Annotated in this window: 23 protein-coding genes; 15 read left to right on the top strand and 8 right to left on the bottom strand. The window is 67.6% G+C overall.

Annotation, left to right across the window (positions count from 1 at the left end; translation table 11 throughout):
• The first annotated feature begins 6 nt into the window (after nt 1-6).
• The 3 genes from OG716_RS12820 to OG716_RS12810 are packed head-to-tail and all read left to right on the top strand — an operon-like array spanning nt 7 to nt 3140.
• Entirely contained in the window at nt 7-843 is an 837-nt protein-coding gene (locus OG716_RS12820; protein ID WP_405137864.1) for an enoyl-CoA hydratase/isomerase family protein, read from the top strand.
• Nucleotides 836-1981 (top strand): thiolase family protein, encoded by a 1146-nt coding sequence (locus tag OG716_RS12815; protein WP_405137863.1) that lies wholly within the window; start codon nt 836-838, stop codon nt 1979-1981. Before OG716_RS12820 ends, OG716_RS12815 begins: the two co-directional genes overlap by 8 nt.
• Nucleotides 1982-1991: 10 nt before the next feature.
• Entirely contained in the window at nt 1992-3140 is a 1149-nt protein-coding gene (locus tag OG716_RS12810) for an acyl-CoA dehydrogenase family protein (RefSeq protein WP_405137862.1), read from the top strand.
• 21 nt (nt 3141-3161) lie between these two features.
• Here the strand turns inward: OG716_RS12810 and OG716_RS12805 are convergent, their stop codons facing one another.
• From OG716_RS12805 to OG716_RS12785, 5 genes are read right to left on the bottom strand one after another with little or no spacing between them, the layout of a single operon-like run.
• A complete protein-coding gene (locus OG716_RS12805; RefSeq protein ID WP_405137861.1) occupies nt 3162-4007 on the bottom strand; it encodes an NAD(P)-dependent oxidoreductase in 846 nt (281 codons plus the stop codon).
• A gap of 11 nt (nt 4008-4018) precedes the next feature.
• Complete coding sequence (locus OG716_RS12800; RefSeq protein ID WP_405137860.1) at nt 4019-4840, bottom strand: NAD(P)-dependent oxidoreductase; 822 nt, start codon at nt 4838-4840, stop codon at nt 4019-4021.
• Complete coding sequence (locus tag OG716_RS12795; protein ID WP_405137859.1) at nt 4840-5403, bottom strand: DoxX family protein; 564 nt, start codon at nt 5401-5403, stop codon at nt 4840-4842. Before OG716_RS12795 ends, OG716_RS12800 begins: the two co-directional genes overlap by 1 nt.
• A gap of 19 nt (nt 5404-5422) precedes the next feature.
• On the bottom strand, nt 5423-6142 hold the full coding sequence (locus tag OG716_RS12790; protein WP_405137858.1) for an SDR family NAD(P)-dependent oxidoreductase: 720 nt from the start codon (nt 6140-6142) through the stop codon (nt 5423-5425).
• Nucleotides 6139-6945: a TauD/TfdA dioxygenase family protein gene (locus OG716_RS12785; protein WP_405137857.1), complete on the bottom strand. Its 807-nt coding sequence runs from the start codon at nt 6943-6945 to the stop codon at nt 6139-6141. Before OG716_RS12785 ends, OG716_RS12790 begins: the two co-directional genes overlap by 4 nt.
• Before the next feature lie 268 nt (nt 6946-7213).
• On the opposite strand from OG716_RS12785, the gene OG716_RS12780 reads away from it, so the two are divergent.
• From OG716_RS12780 to OG716_RS12760, 5 genes are read left to right on the top strand one after another with little or no spacing between them, the layout of a single operon-like run.
• Nucleotides 7214-8674 (top strand): aldehyde dehydrogenase family protein, encoded by a 1461-nt coding sequence (locus tag OG716_RS12780; RefSeq protein WP_405139653.1) that lies wholly within the window; start codon nt 7214-7216, stop codon nt 8672-8674.
• The gene (locus OG716_RS12775; protein WP_405137856.1) at nt 8671-9876 is read left to right on the top strand and encodes a CaiB/BaiF CoA transferase family protein; all 1206 of its coding nucleotides are present in this window, start codon (nt 8671-8673) and stop codon (nt 9874-9876) included. Before OG716_RS12780 ends, OG716_RS12775 begins: the two co-directional genes overlap by 4 nt.
• 34 nt (nt 9877-9910) lie before the next feature.
• The gene (locus OG716_RS12770; protein WP_405137855.1) at nt 9911-11092 is read left to right on the top strand and encodes a Zn-ribbon domain-containing OB-fold protein; all 1182 of its coding nucleotides are present in this window, start codon (nt 9911-9913) and stop codon (nt 11090-11092) included.
• Nucleotides 11089-12249, top strand: a complete 1161-nt coding sequence (locus OG716_RS12765) for a thiolase C-terminal domain-containing protein (RefSeq protein ID WP_405137854.1) — start codon at nt 11089-11091, stop codon at nt 12247-12249. Before OG716_RS12770 ends, OG716_RS12765 begins: the two co-directional genes overlap by 4 nt.
• 2 nt (nt 12250-12251) lie before the next feature.
• Nucleotides 12252-12689 carry a hypothetical protein gene (locus tag OG716_RS12760; RefSeq protein ID WP_405137853.1) on the top strand — a complete coding sequence of 146 codons (438 nt, stop codon included), beginning with the start codon at nt 12252-12254 and terminating at the stop codon, nt 12687-12689.
• Here OG716_RS12760 and mftR read toward each other — a convergent pair.
• The gene (gene mftR / locus OG716_RS12755; RefSeq protein WP_405137852.1) at nt 12657-13259 is read right to left on the bottom strand and encodes a mycofactocin system transcriptional regulator; all 603 of its coding nucleotides are present in this window, start codon (nt 13257-13259) and stop codon (nt 12657-12659) included. The two genes, OG716_RS12760 and mftR, sit on opposite strands and share 33 nt — an antisense overlap.
• Nucleotides 13260-13351: 92 nt before the next feature.
• On the opposite strand from mftR, the gene mftA reads away from it, so the two are divergent.
• From mftA to mftD, 7 genes are read left to right on the top strand one after another with little or no spacing between them, the layout of a single operon-like run.
• The gene (gene mftA / locus OG716_RS12750; RefSeq protein WP_405137851.1) at nt 13352-13453 is read left to right on the top strand and encodes a mycofactocin precursor MftA; all 102 of its coding nucleotides are present in this window, start codon (nt 13352-13354) and stop codon (nt 13451-13453) included.
• Nucleotides 13443-13736, top strand: a complete 294-nt coding sequence (gene mftB, locus OG716_RS12745) for a mycofactocin biosynthesis chaperone MftB (RefSeq protein ID WP_405137850.1) — start codon at nt 13443-13445, stop codon at nt 13734-13736. Before mftA ends, mftB begins: the two co-directional genes overlap by 11 nt.
• On the top strand, nt 13733-14953 hold the full coding sequence (gene mftC / locus OG716_RS12740) for a mycofactocin radical SAM maturase (protein ID WP_405137849.1): 1221 nt from the start codon (nt 13733-13735) through the stop codon (nt 14951-14953). The genes mftB and mftC overlap by 4 nt, the downstream gene beginning before the upstream one ends.
• Before the next feature lie 5 nt (nt 14954-14958).
• Entirely contained in the window at nt 14959-15651 is a 693-nt protein-coding gene (gene mftE / locus OG716_RS12735; protein WP_405139651.1) for a mycofactocin biosynthesis peptidyl-dipeptidase MftE, read from the top strand.
• Nucleotides 15627-16703, top strand: a complete 1077-nt coding sequence (locus OG716_RS12730) for an SDR family oxidoreductase (protein ID WP_405137848.1) — start codon at nt 15627-15629, stop codon at nt 16701-16703. Before mftE ends, OG716_RS12730 begins: the two co-directional genes overlap by 25 nt.
• Nucleotides 16700-18106, top strand: a complete 1407-nt coding sequence (gene mftF / locus OG716_RS12725) for a mycofactocin biosynthesis glycosyltransferase MftF (protein WP_405137847.1) — start codon at nt 16700-16702, stop codon at nt 18104-18106. Before OG716_RS12730 ends, mftF begins: the two co-directional genes overlap by 4 nt.
• Complete coding sequence (gene mftD / locus OG716_RS12720; RefSeq protein WP_405137846.1) at nt 18103-19287, top strand: pre-mycofactocin synthase MftD; 1185 nt, start codon at nt 18103-18105, stop codon at nt 19285-19287. Before mftF ends, mftD begins: the two co-directional genes overlap by 4 nt.
• 280 nt (nt 19288-19567) lie before the next feature.
• Here mftD and OG716_RS12715 read toward each other — a convergent pair whose 3' ends face one another.
• Together OG716_RS12715 and OG716_RS12710 are read right to left on the bottom strand one after the other, a co-directional pair.
• Nucleotides 19568-20962: an amidohydrolase family protein gene (locus OG716_RS12715; protein ID WP_405137845.1), complete on the bottom strand. Its 1395-nt coding sequence runs from the start codon at nt 20960-20962 to the stop codon at nt 19568-19570.
• Nucleotides 20956-22206: a CoA transferase gene (locus tag OG716_RS12710; RefSeq protein ID WP_405137844.1), complete on the bottom strand. Its 1251-nt coding sequence runs from the start codon at nt 22204-22206 to the stop codon at nt 20956-20958. Before OG716_RS12710 ends, OG716_RS12715 begins: the two co-directional genes overlap by 7 nt.
• Between the last annotated feature and the right edge of the window lie 71 nt (nt 22207-22277).

Genomic DNA, 22277 nt, shown 5'->3' with positions numbered 1-22277 from the left:
GAGATTATGACCGATGAACCCGACCTGCTGGTCGACGACCGCAACGACATCCGGACGCTGACTCTGAATCGGCCGCACCGTAAGAACGCCGTCACCTGGGATATGTGGGCGCGGCTGCGCGATGCCCTGATTGCCGCGGGCGACGATCCCGGTGTCCGCGCGCTGGTGCTTACTGGTGCCGGCGGGGCCTTCTGCTCGGGCGCGGACGTCTCGGTGCTGACGGCCGGGCATCCGGCGCGAAAGATGCGGCTGCTGACGCAGGTGGCCTCGCAACTGCAGGAGCTGCCGATGCCCGCCATCGCGAAGGTGCGGGGCGTGGCCGTCGGAGCGGGCTGGAACCTGGCCCTGGGTTGCGATTTCATCGTGGCCACGCCGGAATCCACGTTCGCGCAGATCTTTACCCGCCGCGGCTTGTCGCTGGATCTCGGCGGCTCCTGGCTGCTGCCCAATCTCGTCGGCCTGCACCAGGCGAAACGACTCGCACTGCTGGCCGAGACGATCGACGCGAACCAGGCGCGGGAGTTGAACCTCGTCACCTGGGTGGTGCCGGGCGAGGAGATCGACCTCTTCGTCGACGACCTCGCCACCCGTCTGGCGTCCGGGCCGCCCGTTGCGCTCGCACAGACCAAAGCCCTGCTGAACGAAGGCGCGAGCGGCAGTCTGCGCGATGCGCTCGGCGCCGAGGCCAGGGCCCAGGGTGTCAATTTCGCGACCGTTGATGCTCCGGAAGCCTTCTCGGCCTTCACCGAGAAGCGAGAACCGCGCTTCTCCGGCGGCTGGGCGCTGGACGACCTCCCGAGCAAAACCATGGCCGGTTCCCGAGCAGGAGAGAACAATGCGTGAAGTCGTTATCGTCGAGGCGGTCCGCACCCCGGTGGGTAAACGCAACGGTGGACTGTCGGGTATGCACGCGGCGGACCTGTCCGCGGTCGTGTTGAACGCGCTGGTCGATCGGACCGGCATCGATCCGTCCGTGATCGACGATGTGGTGTGGGGCTGCGTATCCCAGGTCGGCGATCAATCCAGCAATATCGGCCGCTACGCGGTACTGGCTGCGGGTTGGCCGGAGAGTATTCCGGGCACGACCGTCAATCGCGCGTGTGGATCCAGCCAGCAGGCACTGGATTTCGCGGCACAGGCGGTCATGTCCGGCCAGCAGGATGTGGTGGTGGCCGGTGGCGTCGAGGTGATGAGCCGGGTGCCACTGGGCGCGGCCAAAGCCGGCGGAAGTCCCTACGGCCCGAAAGCGCTTGCGCGGTACGAGGACTTCTCGTTCAATCAGGGTCTGTCCGCGGAACTCATCGTCCGCAAATGGGGTTTCTCCCGAACCCGGCTGGACGAGTTTTCGGCGCTGTCGCACGAACGGGCCGCTGCCGCCCAGGACCGCGGTGCGTTCGAATCTCAGATCGTGCCCGTCGTCACCGATTCCGGGACCGTCACCGTGGACGAGGGCATTCGTCGCGGCACCACGGTGGAGAAGCTGGCGGGGCTGAAGCCGGCTTTTGACGAGGACGGAACCATTCACGCGGGCAACTCCTCCCAGATTTCGGACGGTGCGGCGGCATTGCTGGTCACCACGCCGGAGCGGGCCCGGGCGCTGGGACTGACGCCCCTGGTGCGGTACCGCGCGGGCGCCGTGGCGGGTTCGGATCCGATGCTCATGCTCACCGGGCCGATTCCGGCGACCGAGAAAGTGCTGGGTAAAGCCGGAATCGGGCTGGCCGAGATCGGCGTCTTCGAGGTCAACGAGGCGTTCGCTCCGGTCCCGCTGGCCTGGCTCGCCGAAACCGGCGCCGATCCGGTGATGTGCAATCCGCTGGGCGGGGCGATCGCGCTGGGTCATCCGCTGGGCGGCTCCGGTGCGGTGCTGATGACCCGCATGATCAATCACATGCGCGACAACGGAATTCGCTACGGCTTGCAGACCATGTGCGAGGGCGGCGGCACCGCCAATGCCACCGTCGTCGAACTCGTGTCCTGAAAGGGGCGACATGCGCAGGGATATCTATACCCCCGATCACGAGGCTTTCCGGCAGCTGGCCCGCGACTTCATCGACAAGGAAGTGGTGCCGAACTATCCGGCCTGGGAGAAGAGCGGGCAGATGCCGCGCGAGATCTTCCAGCAGCTCGGTGCGCTGGGCCTGCTGGGCACCGCTATCCCGGAGGAATTCGGGGGAGCGGGGCTGCCGGACTACCGCTACAACGCGGTGCTGCAGGAGGAGGCGCAGCGCGCGCTGGTCACCTTGAGCACGGTGCGGACCCAGATCGACGTCATCCTCCCGTACTTCCTGGAATATGCGAATGCCGAACAGCGGCAGCGCTGGTTCCCCGGCCTGGCGGCGGGCCGATTGCTCACCGCGGTGGCCATGACGGAGCCGGGGACCGGGTCGGATCTGGCGGGCATGCGCAGCACCGCGATCCGGGACGGCGACGACTACGTGCTCAATGGTGCGAAGACGTTCATCACCGGTGGCTTGCTCGCCGATCTGGTGGTCGTGGTCGCCCGCAGTTTTACCGACCCGGATAACCGCCGTACCGGGCTCACCCTGCTGGTGGTCGAGGACGGCATGCCCGGTTTCGAGAAGGGCCGGGTCCTGGAGAAGATGGGCTGCAAGGTGCAGGACACCGTCGAGTTGTCCTTCGACGATGTCCGGGTGCCCGTGGCCAATCGACTGGGCGAGGAGGGCGCGGCATTCGGCTACCTAGGGCATAACCTGCCCCAGGAACGGATGACAGTGGCCGTGGGATCGGTGGCCCAGGCCCGCGCGGCGCTCACTGCCACCATTGAATATGTCAAGGAGCGCAAGGCTTTCGGCACACCGGTGGCCTCGTTCCAGAACACCAAATTCGAACTGGCCGCCATGTCCACCGACATCGAGGCGGCCCAGGCTCTGGTCGACAACGCGGTCCTGGAACTGGTCGAAGGCAAGCTTTCCGGTGCGGATGCCGCCCGGGCCAAACTCTTCGCGACCGAGGTACAGGCCCGGGTGGTCGACCGCTGCCTGCAATTGTTCGGTGGCTACGGTTACATGATGGAATACCCCATCGCCCGCCTGTACACCGATGCCCGCGTGGCCCGAATCTACGCCGGGACAAGCGAAGTCATGAAGGTCATCATCGCGAAGTCGCTGGGCGTCTGAAGGAGTGCCGAGCCTCCGAAGTTACCGGAGGTCCGCGGGGAGGACGCCGAGATCCACTCGGTGACCGGGGCGCTCGAGCGCGCAGGAGTCGATGAGCGGGTCCAGCGCGCCGAGCTCCCCGCCGAGGTCGGCGAGCGCAGCTCGGACCTGTGCGACATCCTTGGCGAGGAAATCGCCGACCGCCGAGACGAATTCACCGATCGAACCCCGGGTAGCGGCACCCGAGAGTGCGTGGCTACACGCGCTGCCGTGCGACAGCGCGCGCAGTACGATCGCCTCGTCGAGTCCGATTCGGGCGGCGAGACGGACGATTTCGGCGACTACGCCGAGTTGTGCAGCGAACGCGGCGTTGTTGAGCAGCTTCACCCGCTGGCCGTTGCCGAGCGGGCCGACATGCAGAATCGGATCGGCGTAGCACGCCAGCATCGGCCGCACGCGCCGCACGGCGTTGTCAGTGCCGCCGACGAAGACGGTCAGCGTACCTGCCGCGATATCGTGCGGTCCGCCGCTGACCGGGGCGTCGAGCACATCGACTCCGTGCAGCGCCGCTTGCTCGGTTACCGCCGTCATAGCGGCCGGTCCGGCGGTTGTATGCACCACGAGTACCGATCCGGACGGCATGCTGGACAGCAGATCGCCGTCGAGGCATACCGCCCGCACCTGCTCGTCGGTGAAGACACAGAGCACCACCACCTCCGCGCCCGCACCGATCTCGGATAGTCGCGATGACACCGTGGCGCCCGATTCCTTCAGTGCCGCATACGTTTCGGAGTCTCGTGCCAATACCTGGACCTGGTGGCGCGCGGCAATCAGCCGCCGGACCATGGGAGCGCCCATCCGCCCGGCTCCGACGAATCCGACTCGCATCAGGCTTCCCTTCAGTTGCCGAGCAGTCGATCCATGACCGACAGGGTGTCCTGCGCGGCATCGAAGACGATGCCGTCCTTCGACCCGGCTCGGACGGCCAGGTCGGTGGCCAGGTCGACGTCCTTGCGCAGTAGTCCGGCCGCGTGTTTGGCGATGCTGTCCAGCCCTCCGCCCGCGACGACGCGGCCTAGCGCGAAACTATTGGCGGTGCCGTGAGAGATGAGTTCTCCCAGGCGTCGCGGATCGAGTCCGAGGCTCTCCCCGAGCCGCAGCGTGCTCACGGCGGTGGCGAGGTTGGCGGTGAAGAGGAGATTATTGATGATCTTGCTGACTTGGCCCGCGCCGACCGCGCCGAGGTGGACCACCAGTCGTGCATAGCTGTCGAACACCGGCCGGCAGCGCTGGACGACCTGGTCGTCGCCACCCACCATGACCAGCAGGGTCCCGACGGCCGCGGCCGGACCGCCGCCGCTGACCGGCGCGTCGATCAGTGAAATCCCTTGGACCTGAGCCTTTTCGGCGAGTTCGGCGCAGGTGTCCGGATGGACGGTACTGTGCACGGCGATCACGCCCCCGGCCGCGAGTCCGGCGAGAATGCCGTCGGGCCGGGTGATGATGTCGCGGACATCATCATCGGAGACCACGCACACGCAGACCAGATCGCTGGCGGCGGCGAGTTCGGCGGGGGAGCCCGCGAAGGCCGCCCCGCTGTCGCGGAACGGTTCGAGGGCTTGCGCCCGCCGGGCCCACAGGGTGGTGGGGTGGCCCGCCTCGATGATCCGGCGGGCCATGGGCGCGCCCTGGATTCCGAGCCCGATGAATCCGACCCGCATCAGTACTCCTCCGTAATCGTCTCGATCTGTGGCGCACCGGATTCAGCGGGGGTGCCCTGCTCGCATTCGGGTGCGTCGGCTTCGGGCCGCCAGCACACCGCCAAAAGCGCTGCTGTCGCGGCAATTCCGACTCCGAGCGCGAGCGCGCCTCCGCCCCACCCGGTGATCTCGATTCCGGCGAGCCGATCCACGGACCAGCGCCCCGGCCCCAGAACTCCGACGGCGAGCGCGGCCGTTCCGAGTATCAGCACGTACTCGTATCCCTCACGGAAGACGAAGAATCCATTGGCTCGGTGCGCGAGCAGCCCGGCGACCAGCATCACCGAGATCACCGCCGCACACGCCAGCGGGGTCAGCAGCCCGAGCGCGAGCAGTGCGCCCGCGCCGATCTCGGTGATCACGCTGAACCACGCCTGAGCGGTCGGGTAGCGCAGCCCGAGTCCGCCGAACCAGCGGGCGGTACCGGCGATCCGGCCTCCCCCGAGCCAGTGATTGACCCCATGTGCGGCCATCGTGCCGCCCACGACCAGCCGCACCAGCAGCAGTGCGAGATCCGGTGCCATTGGTTCTCCTCCGCTCACCCTAGGTATTCCGGCCGCCGTTGACCCCGAGGATCTGTCCGGTGATGTACCCGGCCTCCTCCGAGATCAGGAAGGCGCAGGCGGCAGCGATGTCTTCCGGCTGGCCCACCCGGCGTACCGGGGTGCGCCGGATATGGTCCTCAACGCTGCCGCCGAGCAACCGCTTCTCTTCCGCCCCACGCAACATCGGAGTATCGATGAAGCCCGGCGGCACCGCATTGACGGTGATGCCGGACGGACCGAGTTCCAGCGCGAGCGCTTTGGTCAATCCGTTCACCGCCGATTTGGCCGCGACGTAGTGCGCCATGAACGGCTGCCCCGAATGTGCGCTGGAGGAAGAGATATTGACGATTCGGCCCCAGCCCGTATCCAGCATGTCCGGCAGCACGGACTGGGTGCAGTGAAAGACGCCGTGCAGGTTCACGTCGATCACCCGCTGCCACTCCTCGAGCGTCAGATCGGCGAAACGCTTGAAACCCTCCATCCCCGCCGCGTTCACCAGAACCGTGACCGGGCCCAGCTTGTCGCGGATGGCGGCGTGCGCGGCGAACACCGCGCCGGCATCGGTGACATCGGCGGTGAAGGCCAGATCATCGTCGTGGACGGGGCGTAGATCCAGCGTGGCCACCGAATAGCCGTCTGTGCGAAGCCGTTTCGCGACGGCCAGCCCGATGCCAGATCCGCCGCCGGTGACGATCGCGGTCTTCGATGATGTACTCACGCCCATGCCTCCTGGCCGGCGATGGTGGTGCGGTGCATGGTGCGCCGCGAGGCCGGGTCGTAGGGCAGCGCACGATGCAGCATGCCGGTGTTGTCCCAGACCACCACGTCGTCGACGGCCCATTCGTGGGTATAGCGGAAACGTTCCTGGGAGGTCCACTCCAGCAGTTCGTCCAGCACGGCACGGCCTTCGCCGGCGTCCATGCCGACGATGTGGTCGGCGGTCGCGCCGATCACCAGTGAGCGGCGCCCGTCGCGGCGCTGCCAGACCAGCGAGGTCTCGTGGCTGGGCAGCCGCCGCCACGCCGCGACTTCCTGCTCGGAGGGGTCCGGATGCGTAAGCCGTTGGGACGCTTCGAAACTGTGCACCACCCGGAGCTGTTCGTAGCGCTTCTGCTCCTGTTCGGGCAGGGCTTCGAACGCGGCGTAGGTGCTGGCGAATTCGGTCCCGCCGCCGACCATGGCCAGGTGCCGGGCGGTGAGCATGGTCGCCTTGGCGGGCACGTCGTTGGTGGTGTCATCGATATGCCAGTGGAATGTGCTCTTGAGGTATTCGGCCGAGGGCTGCACAGCCGGGTCGAGAGAGATCTTGAAGATCTCCTTACCCGCCGGTGCGAGGACCGGGCCGAGTCGCCGGCTGAAGGCCAGCTGCGCCGCGTCATCGAGGTGCAATCCTCGGATAAGCAGGACGCCCCGCCAGGTCAAGGCCTCCAGGCAACGGCTGATCACGGCTTCGTCGAGCAGGTCCTCGACGCCGGTGACCTCGACGCCCAGAGCTGGGCTGAGCGCTCTCGTCTGAATCACAAGAATCTCCCTTCCATCATAAGAGAACGGTACTCTCGCAATTCTGCGGACGGCAAGCCCCCTGCCGCTCACCACCTATCGGCCGGTCGCGGGGTGTGAGCCCGCGACTGTCGCCGACTGTGATGGGGGTTACGAAAAGCTTGTTTGCTGGCTAGAGTTCTCAAAAGTGATCGGAATATTCTCTGCACAGGAGAATCTAGTTTTCAAGGATTGAGGAGACGGGATGCACGCTCAGGACCAGGCGCCGTCGGGCACGGACACCGAGCACATGGACGGGGAGTCGACGGGGCTGGGGCGGAGGCTCCTCATCAACGGGCGTCTGGTGGAGGCCGAGCGCACCTTCGTATCCCTCGATCCCGCCACCGGTGAGGTGCTCGGCCATGCGCCCGATGCGACGGTCGCCGACGCCGAAACCGCGATTGCCGCCGCCCGCCGAGCCTTCGACACCACCGAGTGGGCCACGAACACCGACCTGCGTGTGCGCTGCCTGGAGCAGTTGCATCAGGCGCTGGTCGACCATCGGGAAGAGCTGCGTGAGTTGACGATCGCGGAGGTCGGCGCGACCCGCACCCTCACGCTCGGCAATCAGCTCGACATTCCGATCGGCCTGGTCAGTTATTACGCCGAACTGCTGAAGAACTATCCCCTGACCGAACAGCTCCCCGAGATCGAGGTCCGGGGGCAGCGGCATCGGCGCTGGGTCGAGAAGGAAGCGGCCGGCGTCGTCTCGGCGATCGTGGCCTACAACTACCCGAATCAGCTGGCACTGGCCAAGCTTGCCCCCGCGCTCGCCGCGGGCTGCACGGTCGTACTCAAAGGTGCGCCGGACACCCCGCTGATCACCCAGGCACTGGGCGAGCTGATCGCGCGATACACCGACATTCCGGCGGGGGTGGTGAATGTCCTTTCCTCTTCGGAAGTTTCGGTGGGCGAGCTGATGACCACCCATCCCGAGGTGGACATGGTCACCTTCACCGGCTCCACCGCCGTGGGCCGCCGCATCATGGCCGCGGCCGGCGAAACCCTCAAACGGGTCTTCCTGGAATTGGGCGGCAAGTCGGCCATGATCGTGCTCGACGATGCCGACTTCGACCTCACCGCGATGTTCGCGGCCTTCAGCGTCGTCACCCATGCCGGGCAGGGCTGTGCTTTGACCACCCGGCTGCTGGTGCCCCGAGCCCGCCACGACGAAATGGTCCAGAAGGTGGCGGCCAACTTCGGGCATGTCCGCTACGGCGATCCAGGCGACCCGAAAACCTATATGGGACCACTGATCAGCGCACGTCAGCGCGACAAGGTCGACGGCATGGTGCAGCGGGCCGTGGCCGTGGGCGCGACGCTGGTGACCGGCGGTACGAAGGTCGACCCCGGCTTCTTCTATACCCCGACGCTGCTGGCCGGAGTGGACCCCGACAGCGAGATCGCGCAGGAGGAGGTCTTCGGCCCGGTGCTCGTGGTGATCCCCTACGAAGGCGACGACGAAGCGGTGCGCATCGCCAACAACTCCATCTACGGACTCTCCGGCGGCGTTTTCAGCGCGACCGATGAACGCGCGCTCGCCGTCGCCCGGCGTATCCGCACCGGCACCATGAGCATCAACGGTGGCAACTATTTCGCCCCCGACGCACCCTTCGGCGGCTACAAGCAATCGGGGATCGGCCGCGAATCCGGCGTGGCGGGACTCGAAGAGTTCTTGGAGCGCAAGACTTTCGCGGCGGTGATCCGATGAAACCGCTGCAGGGCATCCGGGTGCTCGAGGTCGCGATGTACGGGTTCGTCCCGTCGGCGGGCGCGGTGCTCGCCGAATGGGGCGCGGAAGTGATCAAGATCGAGCACGCGGTGACGGGCGACCCACAGCGCGGGCTACGCCGCACCGGCGCGTTCGAGGTGCAGGGCGATCCGAATCCCAATTGGGAGCACGCCAACCGCGGCAAACGCAGCGTCGGGCTGGATATGTCCAATCCCGAAGGGCTCGAGGTGCTGTACGAGCTCGCCCGGCGTTCGGATGTCTTCCTGACGAGCTTCCTGCCCGGCCATCGGCGCAAGTTCGGGATCGACGTCGACGATATCCGTGCGGTGAATCCGGCGATCGTCTACGCGCGCGGCAGCGCGCTGGGTCCGCGCGGCGAGGAATCCGGAAAGGGCGGCTACGACATGACCGCCTTCTGGGCTCGCGGCGGGATCGCAGCCAGCCTCACACCCGCCGGCGTGGAGGGGATGGTTCCGCCGCCCGGTCCTGCTTTCGGTGACACCATTTCCGGGACCAATCTCGCCGGGGGGATCGTGGCGGCCCTGCTCCAGCGTGAGCGCACCGGCGAAACGTCGATCGTCGATGTGTCATTGCTGGGCAGCGGTATCTGGGCGATGGGGCACGGGGTCGCGCTGTCGCTGCATCTGGACAAGCCGATGGTGCCGCCGCCGCTGGGGGCACATGGTTCCCCGACCAATCCACTGTCGGGTCTGTACGCCACCGCCGACCGTCGTTATCTCTCATTCGTCATGATGCAGCCGTCGAAGTTCTGGGCCGATGTGTGCAAGCACATCGACCGCCCGGAGCTGGCACAGGATCCGCGGTTCGCCACTGGTCCGGAGCTGGCCGCCAATACCGCTGCGGCCGTGCAGATTCTGCAGGAAGTGATCGCCACGCGCACGCTGGCCGAATGGTCCGAACGCTTCGCCACGCTGGCGGGACCGTGGGCCCCGGTACAGGATTCGCGGCAGGTCGCCGACGATGCGCAGGTGCGCGCGAACGAATACCTCGTTCGCGCAGGCGAATTGGAACTGGTAGCCAATCCCGTGCAATTCGACGTCACCGCTCCCGTTATCGGGCCGGCCCCCGAATTCGCAGCCCAGACCGAGGACGTCCTGGTCGAGCTGGGACTGGATTGGGATCGCATCATCGCGCTGAAGACCGCCGGCGCGGTCACCTAGTAGTGCTGGCGCAGTTGGAGAATGGGAGAGGCCGATGCCGTATATCGCCGCGTTGGGAACATATCTGCCGTGCTGGGGTACCACCGGGCACCGGGTGCCCGGCGACGACGAGGATGCGGTGACGCTGGCCGTGGAGGCCGGGCGTGCCGTGCTCGACGCCGGGGCGGGCGCGGCGCACGTGGTGATCCTGGTCAGCCGGGACCTGCCCCTGCTGGAGGGTGGCAACGCGGCCGCACTGCTGGCGGGGCTCGGACTTGATCCGGAACTGGAGGTCGTCGAGCGGCTGGGCGGCGCGCCCGCCGCATTGGACGCGGTCAGCTCGGCCCGGCCGCGCACCCTCGTCATCGGCGTCGACCTGGAACCTGCGGGTGCGGTGGCGGTGCTGACTGCCGATCGCGGCCTGGAAGTGCGTACGGCGGCGCGGATTTCGCGCAGCTTGCCGGTGCGCACCCGCACCGCAGCGGGCGACGTGCACGACTACGGCGATCCGCGACTGCTGCACGCACGGGGACTGCTGGCCTCGTTCGAGGCGGCCTGGCTGGACGTACCCGTCGCGGTGGCCGGCGTCGAGCATGAGCGCGCGGTCGCGCTGTGTGCCGGAAATCCGGTGCCGCTGCCCACTTTCGGCGCCAGCGCGGGTTTGTTCGCGCTCGCGGCGCTGGCGGAAGCGGGCACCACAGGGCCGGTGGTCGGTGTGGAGCAGGGGAGCCTGTCCGCCGTCACGGTGGCGGGCGGTAGTGCGGTGGTTTATCGCCGCGAACCGGCCGCGCGTCCCAAACCCGAGGGTGTGGTGCGTCCCGGCGCCGAACTGCTGATCTCCCTGGCAGCCTACGAGCGGGCCTTCGAGGCCAAAGTGCGCTGGGTCGCCGGAAAGCACCCCGGCAGTACGGAATTGGACTTCCCGCCACGCTACCGCGTAGCCGACGACGGTGCGCTGAGCACCCAGTACAGCCTGGAGCCACTGCCGCGCACCGGCACCGTCTACACCGAGGTCACGGTGCACGTTCCGGTGCCCGGCCTCAAGACGCCCTACTCACTCGTCATCGTCGAACTCGACGAGGCCGGGGTCCGGGCACTGGCCAAGGTGACCAGCACCGAACCGGGCACCGTCGGCATAGGAGACCGCGGTCGCATGGTGCTGCGACGCGTGGCGGTCCGCTCGGGTGTACCCGATTACGGCTACGCGTTCGAACCGGATCGGGGTATCGCAGCATGAAAAGGGTTGCCATTGTGGGTGCGGGGATGACCGCGTTCGCCGAGCATTTCGCATTGGGTATCAAGGATCTGCTTCCCATGGCGTTCGCCGAGTGCGCCGCCACCGTCGACAAGGGCTTCGCCAAGGCCGATATCCAGGCCGCCTGGTTCGGTGAGTGCGGCACCGCGGACGGATTCCCGTCCGGCATTCTGGCCGATACGCTGGGACTGGCTGATATTCCGGTGACGCGGATCGAGAACGCCTGTGCCACCGGTCATGACGCACTGCGTAACGCACTGTTCGGGATCGCCTCCGGGGCCTGCGATGTGGCGCTGGTGCTGGGTGCGGACAAGCTGCGTGAATCGGCGTCGAAGGACATGCTGTGGGGCTGGGAGGCGATGTCGCGCGACAATGCGTGGGATTACCCGCTCGGGCTGGTCTCGCCGGCCGAGTTCGCTTTGCACGTCACCCGCTACCTGCACGAGTCCCCGGCCACCCGTGAGCATCTCGCGATGGTCGCGGTGAAGAACCATCGTTTCGGTGCGAACAATCGCAAGGCGCGCTTGCAGTTCGAGATCACCATGGAGCAGGCGCTCGGCGCGCCGACGGTGGTGACGCCGTTCGGGCTGTACGACTGCGCACCACAGAGCGACGGTGCGGCGGCCCTGATACTGGCCGCGGACGAGGTGGTGGACCGCTATACCGATCGCCCGGTATGGGTGCGCGGCGTGGGTTTGGGCCTGGATTCGGTGATGCACCAGCACAAGCGGGATATGACCACGTTCCCGGCGAGCGTGCGGGCCGCCCGCCAGGCGTTCGGGATGGCGGGTCTGACGCCGTCGGACGTGGACGTCGCCGAGGTGCACGATTTCTTCACCGGTGTCGAGCTGATGAGTTATGAGGACCTCGGTTTCGCCGAGCGGTTCGAGGGCTACAAGCTCGTCGAATCAGGGGCCACCGGCCCGGGCGGTACGCTGCCGGTGAATACCAGTGGCGGCCTCAAATCGAAGGGTCATCCACCGGGGGCGACCGGTGTCGCCCAATGCGTCGAGCTGTTCGAACAGCTGCGCGGCTGCGCCGTCAACCAGGTGGACGGTGCGCGAATCGGGTTGGCACACAATGTCGGCGGGCCTACGGCAGTCGCCGGAGTGACCCTGCTCGAGGGGCCGGAGCGGTAGCGATGGGCGACATGGTCGCCCTGGTCTGCGGGGGCGCCGCGCGCCGGCGCGCGGTAGTGGAACGGGCTGCGGCCCACGCGGGGCCGGGTGGGGTGGTGCACGTCGTCTGCGATGGTTCGCTGACGGTGACGCTCTCGGGCGCATTCGCGTTCCATGGCCTCGTCGTCGATCCTGAACAGTTGGAATGCGCGAACTTCGCGCAGACCGCAGGCACGCTGGCGCCTTACGCCTGTGGGTGGACATGGTCGCACCCGGTACTGGGCGCACGGACCGAAGCGTTCGAACTGGCCGCTCGGCTCGGTGCCCCGCTGGTAGTGCCCGATCGCCACTGGGCTCGGACCTGGACACCACGAATCATCGTGCCCGAGGCTCGTTCGGCACACCGGCGACGCTGGTCCGCGCTCCTGTCAGCCGCCGATCACGGAATCCGCGAACCCTGATTCCAGTGCGCGCAACGCCGATTCCAGATAGGCCGTCAGCGGAACCTCGTGCTGCTGTATCCAGCATTCGTAGGCGGCGCGGCAGGCGGCCAGCGTGGCGCGACCGACGGTGAGCGGATGAATCGAATCCGCCGGTTGCCCGGTGCGAGCCGCGACGAATTCGCTGATCGCCCGCTCCCAGGTGTCATAGCGCAGGGCGGCGCTCGCGATCAGGTCCGGTGTCGCGGTCAGCAGCCGGATGCGCTGGCGCAGTTCGGGTTCGTCCTGGGCGCGAGCGTGATTGACGTCCAAGACTGCGCGGCGGATGGCGGCCATGATCGCTGCGTCGGCGGGTGTCTGTGCCAGCGCCGCGCGAATCGCGGCCACCTCCCGTTCGAAGCCGTACCAGAGCACGTCCGGCTTCGAGTCGAAGTAACGGAAGAAGGTCCGCCGACTGACCCCGACCGCCGCGGCGATCTGGTCCACGGTCGTGTGCTCGAACCCCTGCTCGCTGAACAGCCCCAGCGCGACCAGTTCGAGACGACGACCGCTGGTCCCGGGCGGGCGACCCCTGCGAATAGTTCTTGTCACATCGTAAGAATCACATTATCTTGAGTGAGAACGCAATTATCGTCACGGAGTGACAGAACACCGGCCGTGGCAACCATCAGCAGGGAGTCGTCATGAGCAAGAACGTTTCCGACAGCAGCGGCGAGGATGCTGTGCTGGCCGAGGAGATTCTCGTAGAAGAGGTTTCGATCGACGGAATGTGCGGTGTCTACTGACCCGCAGCGGACCTTCGAACTCGATGTCGCCTGGAAAGTGTCCGACCAGGTCTCGGTCCGGCCGGAGCGGTTCGGCGCGCTGCTTTACCACTTCGGCACCCGGCGATTGTCGTTTCTGAAGAGCCCCATGCTGTTTCAGGTGGTTCGGACCCTGGCCGAATCGGTGTCGGCACGGCAGGCGTGCACGCTCGCCGGGGTCACCGAGGCCGAACTTTCCACCTATCGCAATGCCCTGGCCGGACTGGCCGCCACCGATATGATCCGGAAGAGGGATGCCCCATGACGGCCGCACCATTGCCTCTGGTCGAGCAATTCCAGTTCGGCCTGGACGCACCCATCTGCCTGACGTGGGAATTGACCTACGCCTGCAATCTGTCCTGTGTGCACTGCCTGTCGAGTTCGGGCCGCCGTGATCCACGCGAGCTGAGCACGGCCGAATGCCTGTCGCTGATCGACGAGTTCGAGCGGATGCAGGTGTTCTATGTGAACATCGGCGGTGGTGAGCCGACGATGCGGCCGGACTTCTGGGAGATCGTCGACTACGCCACCGATCACCACGTCGGAGTCAAGTTCTCTACCAACGGGGTGCGCATCAACCCGGCGGCTGCCACCCGTATCGCCACGAACAGCTATGTGGACGTCCAGATTTCCCTGGACGGAGCGACCGAAGCGGTCAATGACGCGGTCCGCGGCAAGGGGTCCTACGCCACGGCGGTCCGAGCCATGGAACTGCTGGCATCCGCCGGCGCCACCGGCTTCAAGCTCTCGGTCGTGATGACCCGGCACAATGTCGGTCAGCTGGACGGATTCCTGGCCATTGCCGATATGTTCGGCGCACAACTGCGACTGACTCGGCTGCGGCCCTCGGGGCGGGGGGCGGACAGCTGGGACGATCTGCATCTGCGGCCGGAACAGCAACGGACACTGTACGACTGGCTGCTCGAGCACGGCGAGCGGGTCCTCACCGGCGACTCGTTCTTTCATCTCGCCGCGTACGGTGAATCCCTGCCGGGCCTGAACCTGTGCGGCGCGGGCCGGGTCGTGTGCCTGGTCGACCCGATCGGCGACGTGTATGCCTGCCCGTTCGCCATCCACGACGAATTCAAGGCCGGAAATATCCGCACCCCGGGCGGTTTCCAGCGAATCTGGCGTGAATCGGAGCGCTTCGCGGATCTGCGCCGCCCGCAAACCGGTGGTGCGTGCACCTCCTGCTCGGCCTTCGACAGTTGCCGAGGCGGCTGTATGGCCGCGAAATTCTTCACCGGCCTGCCGCTGGACGGTCCCGATCCGGAATGTGTTCGCGGGCACGGGGAATCGGCGCTGCGGACTGCCGATCGGGCGCACGCGCCGCGGCCGTCGCAGGACCATTCGAGGAAGGGGCGATCGGTGGCGATCGGCATGCCGGGTATGTCCGGCAAGCCCGCCGCACTCGCCGCACCGGCGCGCGCGTGTGACGAGAGCCCGCTGGCCGGCCTGACGGTTCCCGGACGACCATCGTGACCGCAGTGTGGCGACTGGCCGACCTGGCGTGGCCAGAAGTGCATGAACTGGCGGGAAACGGCGCCCTGCTCGCGATCCCCCTGGGAGCCACCGAACAGCACGGCCCGCATCTGCCGCTCTCCACGGACACCGAGGTGGCGGTCGCACTGTGCGAGGCACTCGCGAACTCACGAGATGATGTGGTGATCGCGCCGGCCGTGTCCTACGGATCCAGCGGTGAACACGCCGGATTCGCAGGCACTTTGTCGATCGGCCAGGACCTCACCGAACTGGTGGTCACCGAATTGGGCCGCTCCGCCTGTGAGACCTTCGCACATGTGCTGTTCGTCTCGGCGCATGGCGGCAATGCCGGACCATTGGCCCGCGCCGTGGCCCGGCTGCGCGCCGAATCGCGCGATGTGCACGTCTGCGCCCCGCACTGGGACGGCGATCCGCATGCCGGACATATCGAAACAGCGCTCATGCTCGCTCTCCGCCCCGAATCCGTCCAGATGGCACGTGCGGAGACCGGTAACACCAGGCCCCTGCGCGAGCTCATGCCACAACTGCGCGAACACGGTGTCCGCGCCGTGAGCGACAACGGCATTCTTGGGGATCCCATGGGAGCGACCGCCTTTCACGGAGACCTCCTGTTGGACCGATTGGCCGCAGTCCTGTCGAAGGAAGTGGCGGCATGGCGCGCACCGGAGACGCTATGAACGGCCGCGTCGCGATAGTCACCGGTGCAGGTCGCGGCATAGGGGCGGCCACTGTCCTGCAACTCGCCGAAGCGGGCTGGTCCGTACTGGCTGTCGACCTCGGAATATCTGACCCCGATCTGCCCTATCCACTCAGCACAGCCGCAGAGCTCGACGCCGTTGTCGCCGAGGCCAATCGGCGCTCGGTCGAGGCGCATCGGGAGAGTCGGCGCGCGGTCGAGTCGCTATCGGGCGCCGAATCGCGCGGCCGGCGCGCGAAGCAGCACTCCCATCGAGCAGTTCGGTCCTTGACCGGTGTCTTCCGGCCAAAACTGTACGCGCACGCGGGTAAGCGAGTGCGGGACGTGTCCGCCCCACGGGACCTCCTTTTCGCCGAGCCGGGCGAGTCGGCAGCCGAGCAGCTGGGTTCACCTCTCGCACAGGTGGAATCGTCTGCAGACCAAGAGCATGCGGTGCGCGCGTGGTTCGCCGATGTTCGTGATCCCACCGCACTGATCGAGGCCGTGGCGTTCGCGGAGGCCGAATGGGGTGGGCTCGATGCCGCGGTTGCGGCCGCCGGGGTGATCGCGGGCGGGGTGCCGCTGTGGGAGATGCCGGTCGTGCAGGAGCGGGCAGTGCTGGATGTATGTCTCGGCGGGGTCGTGAATCTGGCTCGGGCCGCCGTTCCGGCACTGTTGCGCCGTCCGGAGCCGCGGTCGGGCCGGTTCCTGGCCGTCGCGTCCGCTGCGGCGACCAAGGGATTGCCGATGCTGGCGGTGTATTGCGCCGCGAAAGCCGGTGTCACCGGACTGGTCCGGTCACTGGGCGTGGAATTGGGTGGCACCGGAGTGACCGCCAACGCGGTGAGCCCGGGCTCCACCGATACCGCTCTGCTGACCGAGACCGCACGGCTCTACGGGCTGGCGGATGCGAAAGGGTTTGCCGCACAGCAGCCGATCGGCAGACTGCTCGACGCCGCGGAGATCGCCGCGGTACTGGTGTTTCTTGCAGGTCCCGGTGGCAATGCGGTAATGGGCACGACGCTGGCCGTGGACGGGGGGCTGGCGTTGTGACGACACCGCTGCCGGAGAATTTCCGGCTCATCCTGGATGCCGGTGTGCGGATGCTCGGTGAGAATCTGTGGTGGGGCGGGTCACCCGCGCGCCTGCTGCGGTTCACGCCCACGGGATACGAGGCGTGGCAGGAGTTACGGACCGGGCCGGTGCTGACCCCGGCGACGGGCAGGCTGGCGCGACAGCTCACCGATGCGGGTCTGGCGCATCCGCATCCGCCCCGGTTGGAGAGGACGGCGGATGTCACCGTGGTGATCCCGGTGCGTGATCGGCCGGTCATGCTGAGCCGGTGCCTGGACGCATTGGGGGATCGCTATCCGGTGGTCGTGGTCGATGACGGCTCCGTCGATGCCGCGGCGGTGGCGCAGGTAGCGGCCCGGCCGGGTGTGACGCTGCGAAGGCACAACGTGAATCAGGGCCCGGCCACGGCACGCAATACCGCATTGCGCACGGTGCGTACCGATCTGGTGGCGTTTCTCGACAGTGACTGTGTCCCGAGTCCGAGGTGGATCGACCGGCTCGCAGCACATTTCGTGGATCCGATGGTGGCGGCGGTAGCCCCGCGCGTCACCGCCCTGCGCGAGGGCGAGCGGTGCGCACTCGATCGTGGTCCACACGCGGCACGTGTGCTGCCCAACGCACGCGTATCTTTCGTTCCCGCCGCGGCATTGCTGGTTCGCCGGGGTGCACTGGACGACATCGCGACACCGGACGGGGTCTTCGACCCGAATCTGCGCTATGGCGAGGATGTCGATCTGGTGTGGCGGCTGCACCAGGCCGAATGGCGGGTGCGCTACGACCCGAGTGTGGAAGTGGCACACGAGGAACCGGTGGGTACGCGCAGGCTGCTCACGCGGCGGTTCCGCTACGGTGGCTCGGCCGCTCCGCTGGGGCTGCGGCATCCGGCCGCGCTCGCACCGCTGATCGTCTCCGGGTGGTCGGCCGCCACGGTGGTGGCGTTGCTGCGCGGCCGCCCGCTGCTCGCACTCATGCTGTTCGCCGGATGTCTTTCGGGCACCGGAAAATCCCTGACGACCGCAGGTGTGCCCGCGGGCCACGCACTTCGGCTGACTGCCGGTGATGTGTACCGCACCTGGCTCGGAATTGCCCGGTACAGCACGCAGTTCACGGTTCCGCTGCTGCCACTACTTGTTTCCGGCCGGGGCGGCGGGGCGCTGCGCTGGTGGCCGATCGGCGCCCTGCTGCTGGGCCGGATCGCGGGCGAACCGCCCGGCCGCCACCCGCTTCGCGCCATCCCGATCCTGCTGGCCGACGACCTCGCCTACGGGCTCGGTGTCGTCGCCGGATGCGTGCGCGAACGCACCGTGATTCCTTTGCGGCCCCTGGTGATTCACCGCCCGGGCCGTACCGAACAACGAACCGTACCGAGGAGTTCCCGATGACCGGCAGCTGGATGGAATCCGTCGAGGAGGCGCGGCGGCGCGCGCGCAGGCGCCTGCCACCGTCGGTGTACAGCGCGCTGTGGGCCGGGTCGGAGAAGGGTGTCACGCTGCGTGACAATGTCGAGGCCTTCGCCGAAATCGGCTACGCCCCACGGACAGCCGGCCTCTCGGACAAGCGTGATCTGGCGACCACCGTAATGGGACAGGAGATTTCGCTTCCGGTCGTGATATCGCCGACCGGGGTGCAGGCGGTCCATCCGGACGGCGAAGTGGCCGTGGCGCGCGCGGCCGCCGCGCGGGGCACCGCGCTCGGGCTGAGTTCGTTCGCGAGCAAACCCGTGGAGCAGGTGCTCGAGGCCAACCCCAAGACCTTCTTCCAGGTCTACTGGATCGGCAGCCGTGACGATATGTCACGCCGCCTCGAGCGCGCCCGCACCGCCGGCGTGGCCGGACTGATTCTCACCCTGGACTGGTCGTTCGCGCACAGCCGCGACTGGGGCAGCCCGCACATCCCGGAAAAGGTCACTGTCCGCGAGGCACTGCGCTTCGCACCCGAGGCGCTGCGCCGTCCACGCTGGCTGGCAACCTACGCCCGCAGTGGTGGGGTACCGGACCTGAGCGTCCCGAACATGGCCGACGAGAACGGCACGGTGCCGACATTTTTCGGTGCCTACGGGCAGTGGATGGGTTCGCAACGCCCAACCTGGGAGGACGTGCGCTGGCTGCGTGACCAATGGGAAGGGCCCTTCCTGCTCAAGGGCGTCATTCGAGTAGACGAGGCGCGCCGCGCCGTGGACGCCGGGGTCACCGCCATCTCGGTGTCCAACCACGGCGGCAACAATCTGGACGGCACACCCGCCGCGATCCGGGCGCTGCCCGCTATCGCGGAGGCCGTCGGCGATCAGATCGAAGTGCTGCTGGACGGCGGCATCCGGCGCGGAAGCGATGTCGTGAAGGCGGTCGCGCTGGGAGCCCGCGCGGTCATGATCGGCCGGGCGTACCTGTGGGGCCTGGCGGCGAACGGACAGGCCGGTGTCGAGAACGTGCTCGATATTCTGCACGCCGGTATCGACTCGACACTACTGGCCTTGGGGCACAGTTCGATTCACGATCTCGGCCGGTCCGATGTGCTTCTCCCGCCGGGCTTCCAGCGTGTGCTCGGTGCGGAGCCGCCGGGCTAGGGCGTGTTTTGAAAGTAAGTCGTGCTGGTTGAAAAGTGTGTCGGCGTGGGCGGACCGCTGAGTCGAACCTTCCCTGCACGGGTGCAATCCGTGCAGGGATGTCACTGCTCCGCCGCTGCTTACGGGTGCAGCGGGGCGGTGAACTGGTCGATGGCAGCCCACATCTCCGGGCTGGCGAGCATCGCGATGACCGCGACAGCCGCCCTGAACCCTGTTCTCGGCACCCACATTCTGAACCGCCTTCGTCTCGGTCCCGGCTGCCCGTTCGGTGTATCCCGCCTCACTGGGAAGCGAGATAGACCGGCTGTCCGCCCACGATGGTGGCGGCGACCAATTCGGCGCCGGCGGCCGGATGGTCGGCGATCTCCGCCGGTGCGGCGCGCAGCAGGGTGAGGTCGGCCACCGCGCCCGGCCGTACGGTACGGGGCACTGCGGGCCGCTCGGGGTAGCCGAAGAACAGTTGCAGCGCACAGTGTAGCGAAATCGCTTCGCCGACAGTGGTATTCATCTGCTTCGTGAGGCAAGCCGCCAGGACGCGCCAGGGGTCGGCTCCGCCGAAGGGCGCGTCCGTTCCGGCAGCCACCGCGACGCCCCGGTTCAGCAGGGAACCCAGCCGCCACAGGTCCGCTCGATCCTCCTCCGGGACGTCGAGTGCGTACTGCGCGGCTCGCTCGACCGGAAAGTGCGGCTGGGTCACCACGGTCAGCGCTAGAGCGCGCATGTGGTCCAGTACCGAATCCGGAACTATGGCGCCGTGCTCGATGCGGTCACCCGGCCGTACGCCCGCACTGTCGAGTGCCGCGAGGGTGAGAATCAGTTGCACCCGCGTCACGCAGTGCACAGCCACCGGCCGCGACGCCTCGTGTGCCTCCCGAATCGTCTCGGTGAGGTCGTCGAGGGTCGGGAGGTTCGTATCGTCCAGAAGAATCTTGGTGGGCCCCAGCGTGAAACGCGCGATCCGCGGATCGGTGATGGACGGCGGAGCCATGCAGTGCACCCGCTGCACGATCCGTCCGTCGGCCACCGCTCCCGCCAATTCCGACACCTCCTGCTGTGTCAGCCCCGGCGTCGCGTCGGTGAACCCGGTGATCCCGTGTCGAGCGGCCCGGCTGCTGACACCCGCGAGATCCAGTGGCAGGGAGGGGATTCGCGCACCCAGCCAGGAATCCATCCGCCACAACCGGCCCGTGAGCCGGCCGGCTGCGTCACGTTCGACGCCCGTGACCGCGCACTCGTCGAGCTCGATCTCGGCGCAGGCGGCCGAATTCAAGATCCACAGCCCGCCGCTGCGGTGCTGGACCCGGACCGGGCGGCCGGGCAGGGCGCGGTCGAGTAGTCGCCGATCGAGTGACCCCGCGACTGACTCGTGATATCCGATGCCCCGAATCCACTGTCCGGCAGGCAATTGCGCATCCGCGCGGTGAAGTTCGGCGATCAGGCCACTGAGATCCGGGATTCGCTCCGGCCCCAGTGGCACCGAATCGGAGAGGGCGGCCAGCGCCCGCAGATGGATATGGTGGTCGTGCAATCCGGGCAGCAGCCAGCCACCGTGTGCGTCGATATCGTTCTCGCCGGGCAGCGGGCGCAGGTCGGTCCCGCATTCGACGATGCGCCCACCCGTCCAGCGGACATCGGTGTGATCGCTGCCGAAGATATGTGCGCGCCGTATCAGCATCGAATACCGCTCGCCCGCAGTGGATATCGCAGGGAATCCGCCGGGATCGGCGGTGGCAGTACGGCCTGCGCGAGTTCGAAGGAGGTGCATTCCAAGATCCATCCGTCGCCGTGCGGTACGACCCGGTGTGGGCCGTGATCGACATCCGGCGCCGCCGCGAACGTCGCGGCGGTCGCGCGCATCGACAGGTCGATCAGCACACCCCCGCCGGTACGCACCGCGGTCGCGACCGCGAGCGCCGCGATGATTCCGGACAAGGGGTCGGCGATCGCGTCGCCGCAGAACACCGGCTCGTCCCCGCACCAGCCGACCAGTCCTCCGGCCGCTGCGGCGTCGTCTCCGAAGGCGACCCGCATGGGGTTCGTCCGCCCATATCCGGTGAGACTCAGCCACACCCGGCCGGGGCGGTGCGCCACCTGCTCCGGAGCGAGGCCGAGCTGCGCCAGCGCTCGGGGCCGGGACGCCTCGATGACGATATCCGCCACGGCGATCAGATCCGCCAATTGCGCACGCCCGGTGGCAGATCGAAAATCGACGGTGTGGAATTCGTGGCCGTCGTGCAACCACTGGAACAGCTCCGGGCTCCCGGTGCGACCGGCATCGGGGCGGTGCGAGCTCTCCACTTTCACGATTCGGGCGCCCGCGAGTCCGAGCAGTCGCGCGCACAGCGGACCCGCCCACAGCGAGGACAGATCGACCACCAGGCAATCTCGCAGGGTTGCCGCCGGATCGGCCGGGGCAATGCGGGAAGTGCTCCAAGGCAACCCAATTCGAGGCAGCGTTGTTTGCGACGGCGTCGCGATGCGGGGCCTCGATGGCACGGCGGCCGCGGGTACACCGAGCAGCCGGGCCTGCGAGGCGAGGGCCTGCGCCGACCACCGGCAGGCCGCGGTGGCAAGGGATGTCCAGGCATCCGATCCCGGTGCGATGCCGAGAATTGCCGGAACCGCGTCGATATCGTCAGGTCGCGACAGCGTCACCGCACACCATCCGTCCGCCGTGCGGAGCATTCTGCTCGCGCCCCCGACCGAGGTCCGGCCGTCCCGGGTTCGGCCGGACCAACCGGCCCGCCCGAAAACCGTTGCCGCCGGATCGATCACCACTTCCGCACCCACCTCGCCGGTCACCCGGGACAGTGTGCGCGTCACCGCGCCGAGCAGCTGGTACGCGGGCGCGGGCGAGGACACCGGCATACCGTCGCGGTGTCCGGTGAGCGCCATGCCCCCCGACGCTGCCCAGTTCACGACGGGACACTCCGGCAGTGCCCGCTGTATCAGCGCCGAATCTCGGGACAGTGCCGAGCCTGTTGACTGGG

Source organism: Nocardia sp. NBC_01388, from assembly GCF_045040085.1.
GTDB lineage: Bacteria > Actinomycetota > Actinomycetes > Mycobacteriales > Mycobacteriaceae > Nocardia.
Note: the sequence above shows the minus strand (reverse complement) of the source record. Positions and strands in the feature narration are given on the sequence as shown.

Bases quoted from the DNA above. Each gene is read 5' to 3' on its own strand.
- OG716_RS12800 (WP_405137860.1), bottom strand. From the start codon at position 4,840: ATGCGGGTCGGATTCATCGGGCTCGGAATCCAGGGCGCGCCCATGGCC.
- mftC (WP_405137849.1), top strand. From the start codon at position 13,733: ATGACGGCCGCACCATTGCCTCTGGTCGAGCAATTCCAGTTCGGCCTG.
- OG716_RS12765 (WP_405137854.1), top strand. From the start codon at position 11,089: ATGAAAAGGGTTGCCATTGTGGGTGCGGGGATGACCGCGTTCGCCGAG.
- OG716_RS12780 (WP_405139653.1), top strand. From the start codon at position 7,214: ATGGACGGGGAGTCGACGGGGCTGGGGCGGAGGCTCCTCATCAACGGG.
- OG716_RS12730 (WP_405137848.1), top strand. From the start codon at position 15,627: ATGGCGCGCACCGGAGACGCTATGAACGGCCGCGTCGCGATAGTCACC.
- OG716_RS12775 (WP_405137856.1), top strand. From the start codon at position 8,671: ATGAAACCGCTGCAGGGCATCCGGGTGCTCGAGGTCGCGATGTACGGG.
- OG716_RS12795 (WP_405137859.1), bottom strand. From the start codon at position 5,403: ATGGCACCGGATCTCGCACTGCTGCTGGTGCGGCTGGTCGTGGGCGGC.
- OG716_RS12760 (WP_405137853.1), top strand. From the start codon at position 12,252: ATGGGCGACATGGTCGCCCTGGTCTGCGGGGGCGCCGCGCGCCGGCGC.
- OG716_RS12770 (WP_405137855.1), top strand. From the start codon at position 9,911: ATGCCGTATATCGCCGCGTTGGGAACATATCTGCCGTGCTGGGGTACC.
- OG716_RS12805 (WP_405137861.1), bottom strand. From the start codon at position 4,007: ATGCGAGTCGGATTCGTCGGAGCCGGGCGGATGGGCGCTCCCATGGTC.
- OG716_RS12820 (WP_405137864.1), top strand. From the start codon at position 7: ATGACCGATGAACCCGACCTGCTGGTCGACGACCGCAACGACATCCGG.
- mftD (WP_405137846.1), top strand. From the start codon at position 18,103: ATGACCGGCAGCTGGATGGAATCCGTCGAGGAGGCGCGGCGGCGCGCG.
- OG716_RS12815 (WP_405137863.1), top strand. From the start codon at position 836: ATGCGTGAAGTCGTTATCGTCGAGGCGGTCCGCACCCCGGTGGGTAAA.
- OG716_RS12715 (WP_405137845.1), bottom strand. From the start codon at position 20,962: ATGCTGATACGGCGCGCACATATCTTCGGCAGCGATCACACCGATGTC.
- OG716_RS12810 (WP_405137862.1), top strand. From the start codon at position 1,992: ATGCGCAGGGATATCTATACCCCCGATCACGAGGCTTTCCGGCAGCTG.
- mftA (WP_405137851.1), top strand. From the start codon at position 13,352: ATGAGCAAGAACGTTTCCGACAGCAGCGGCGAGGATGCTGTGCTGGCC.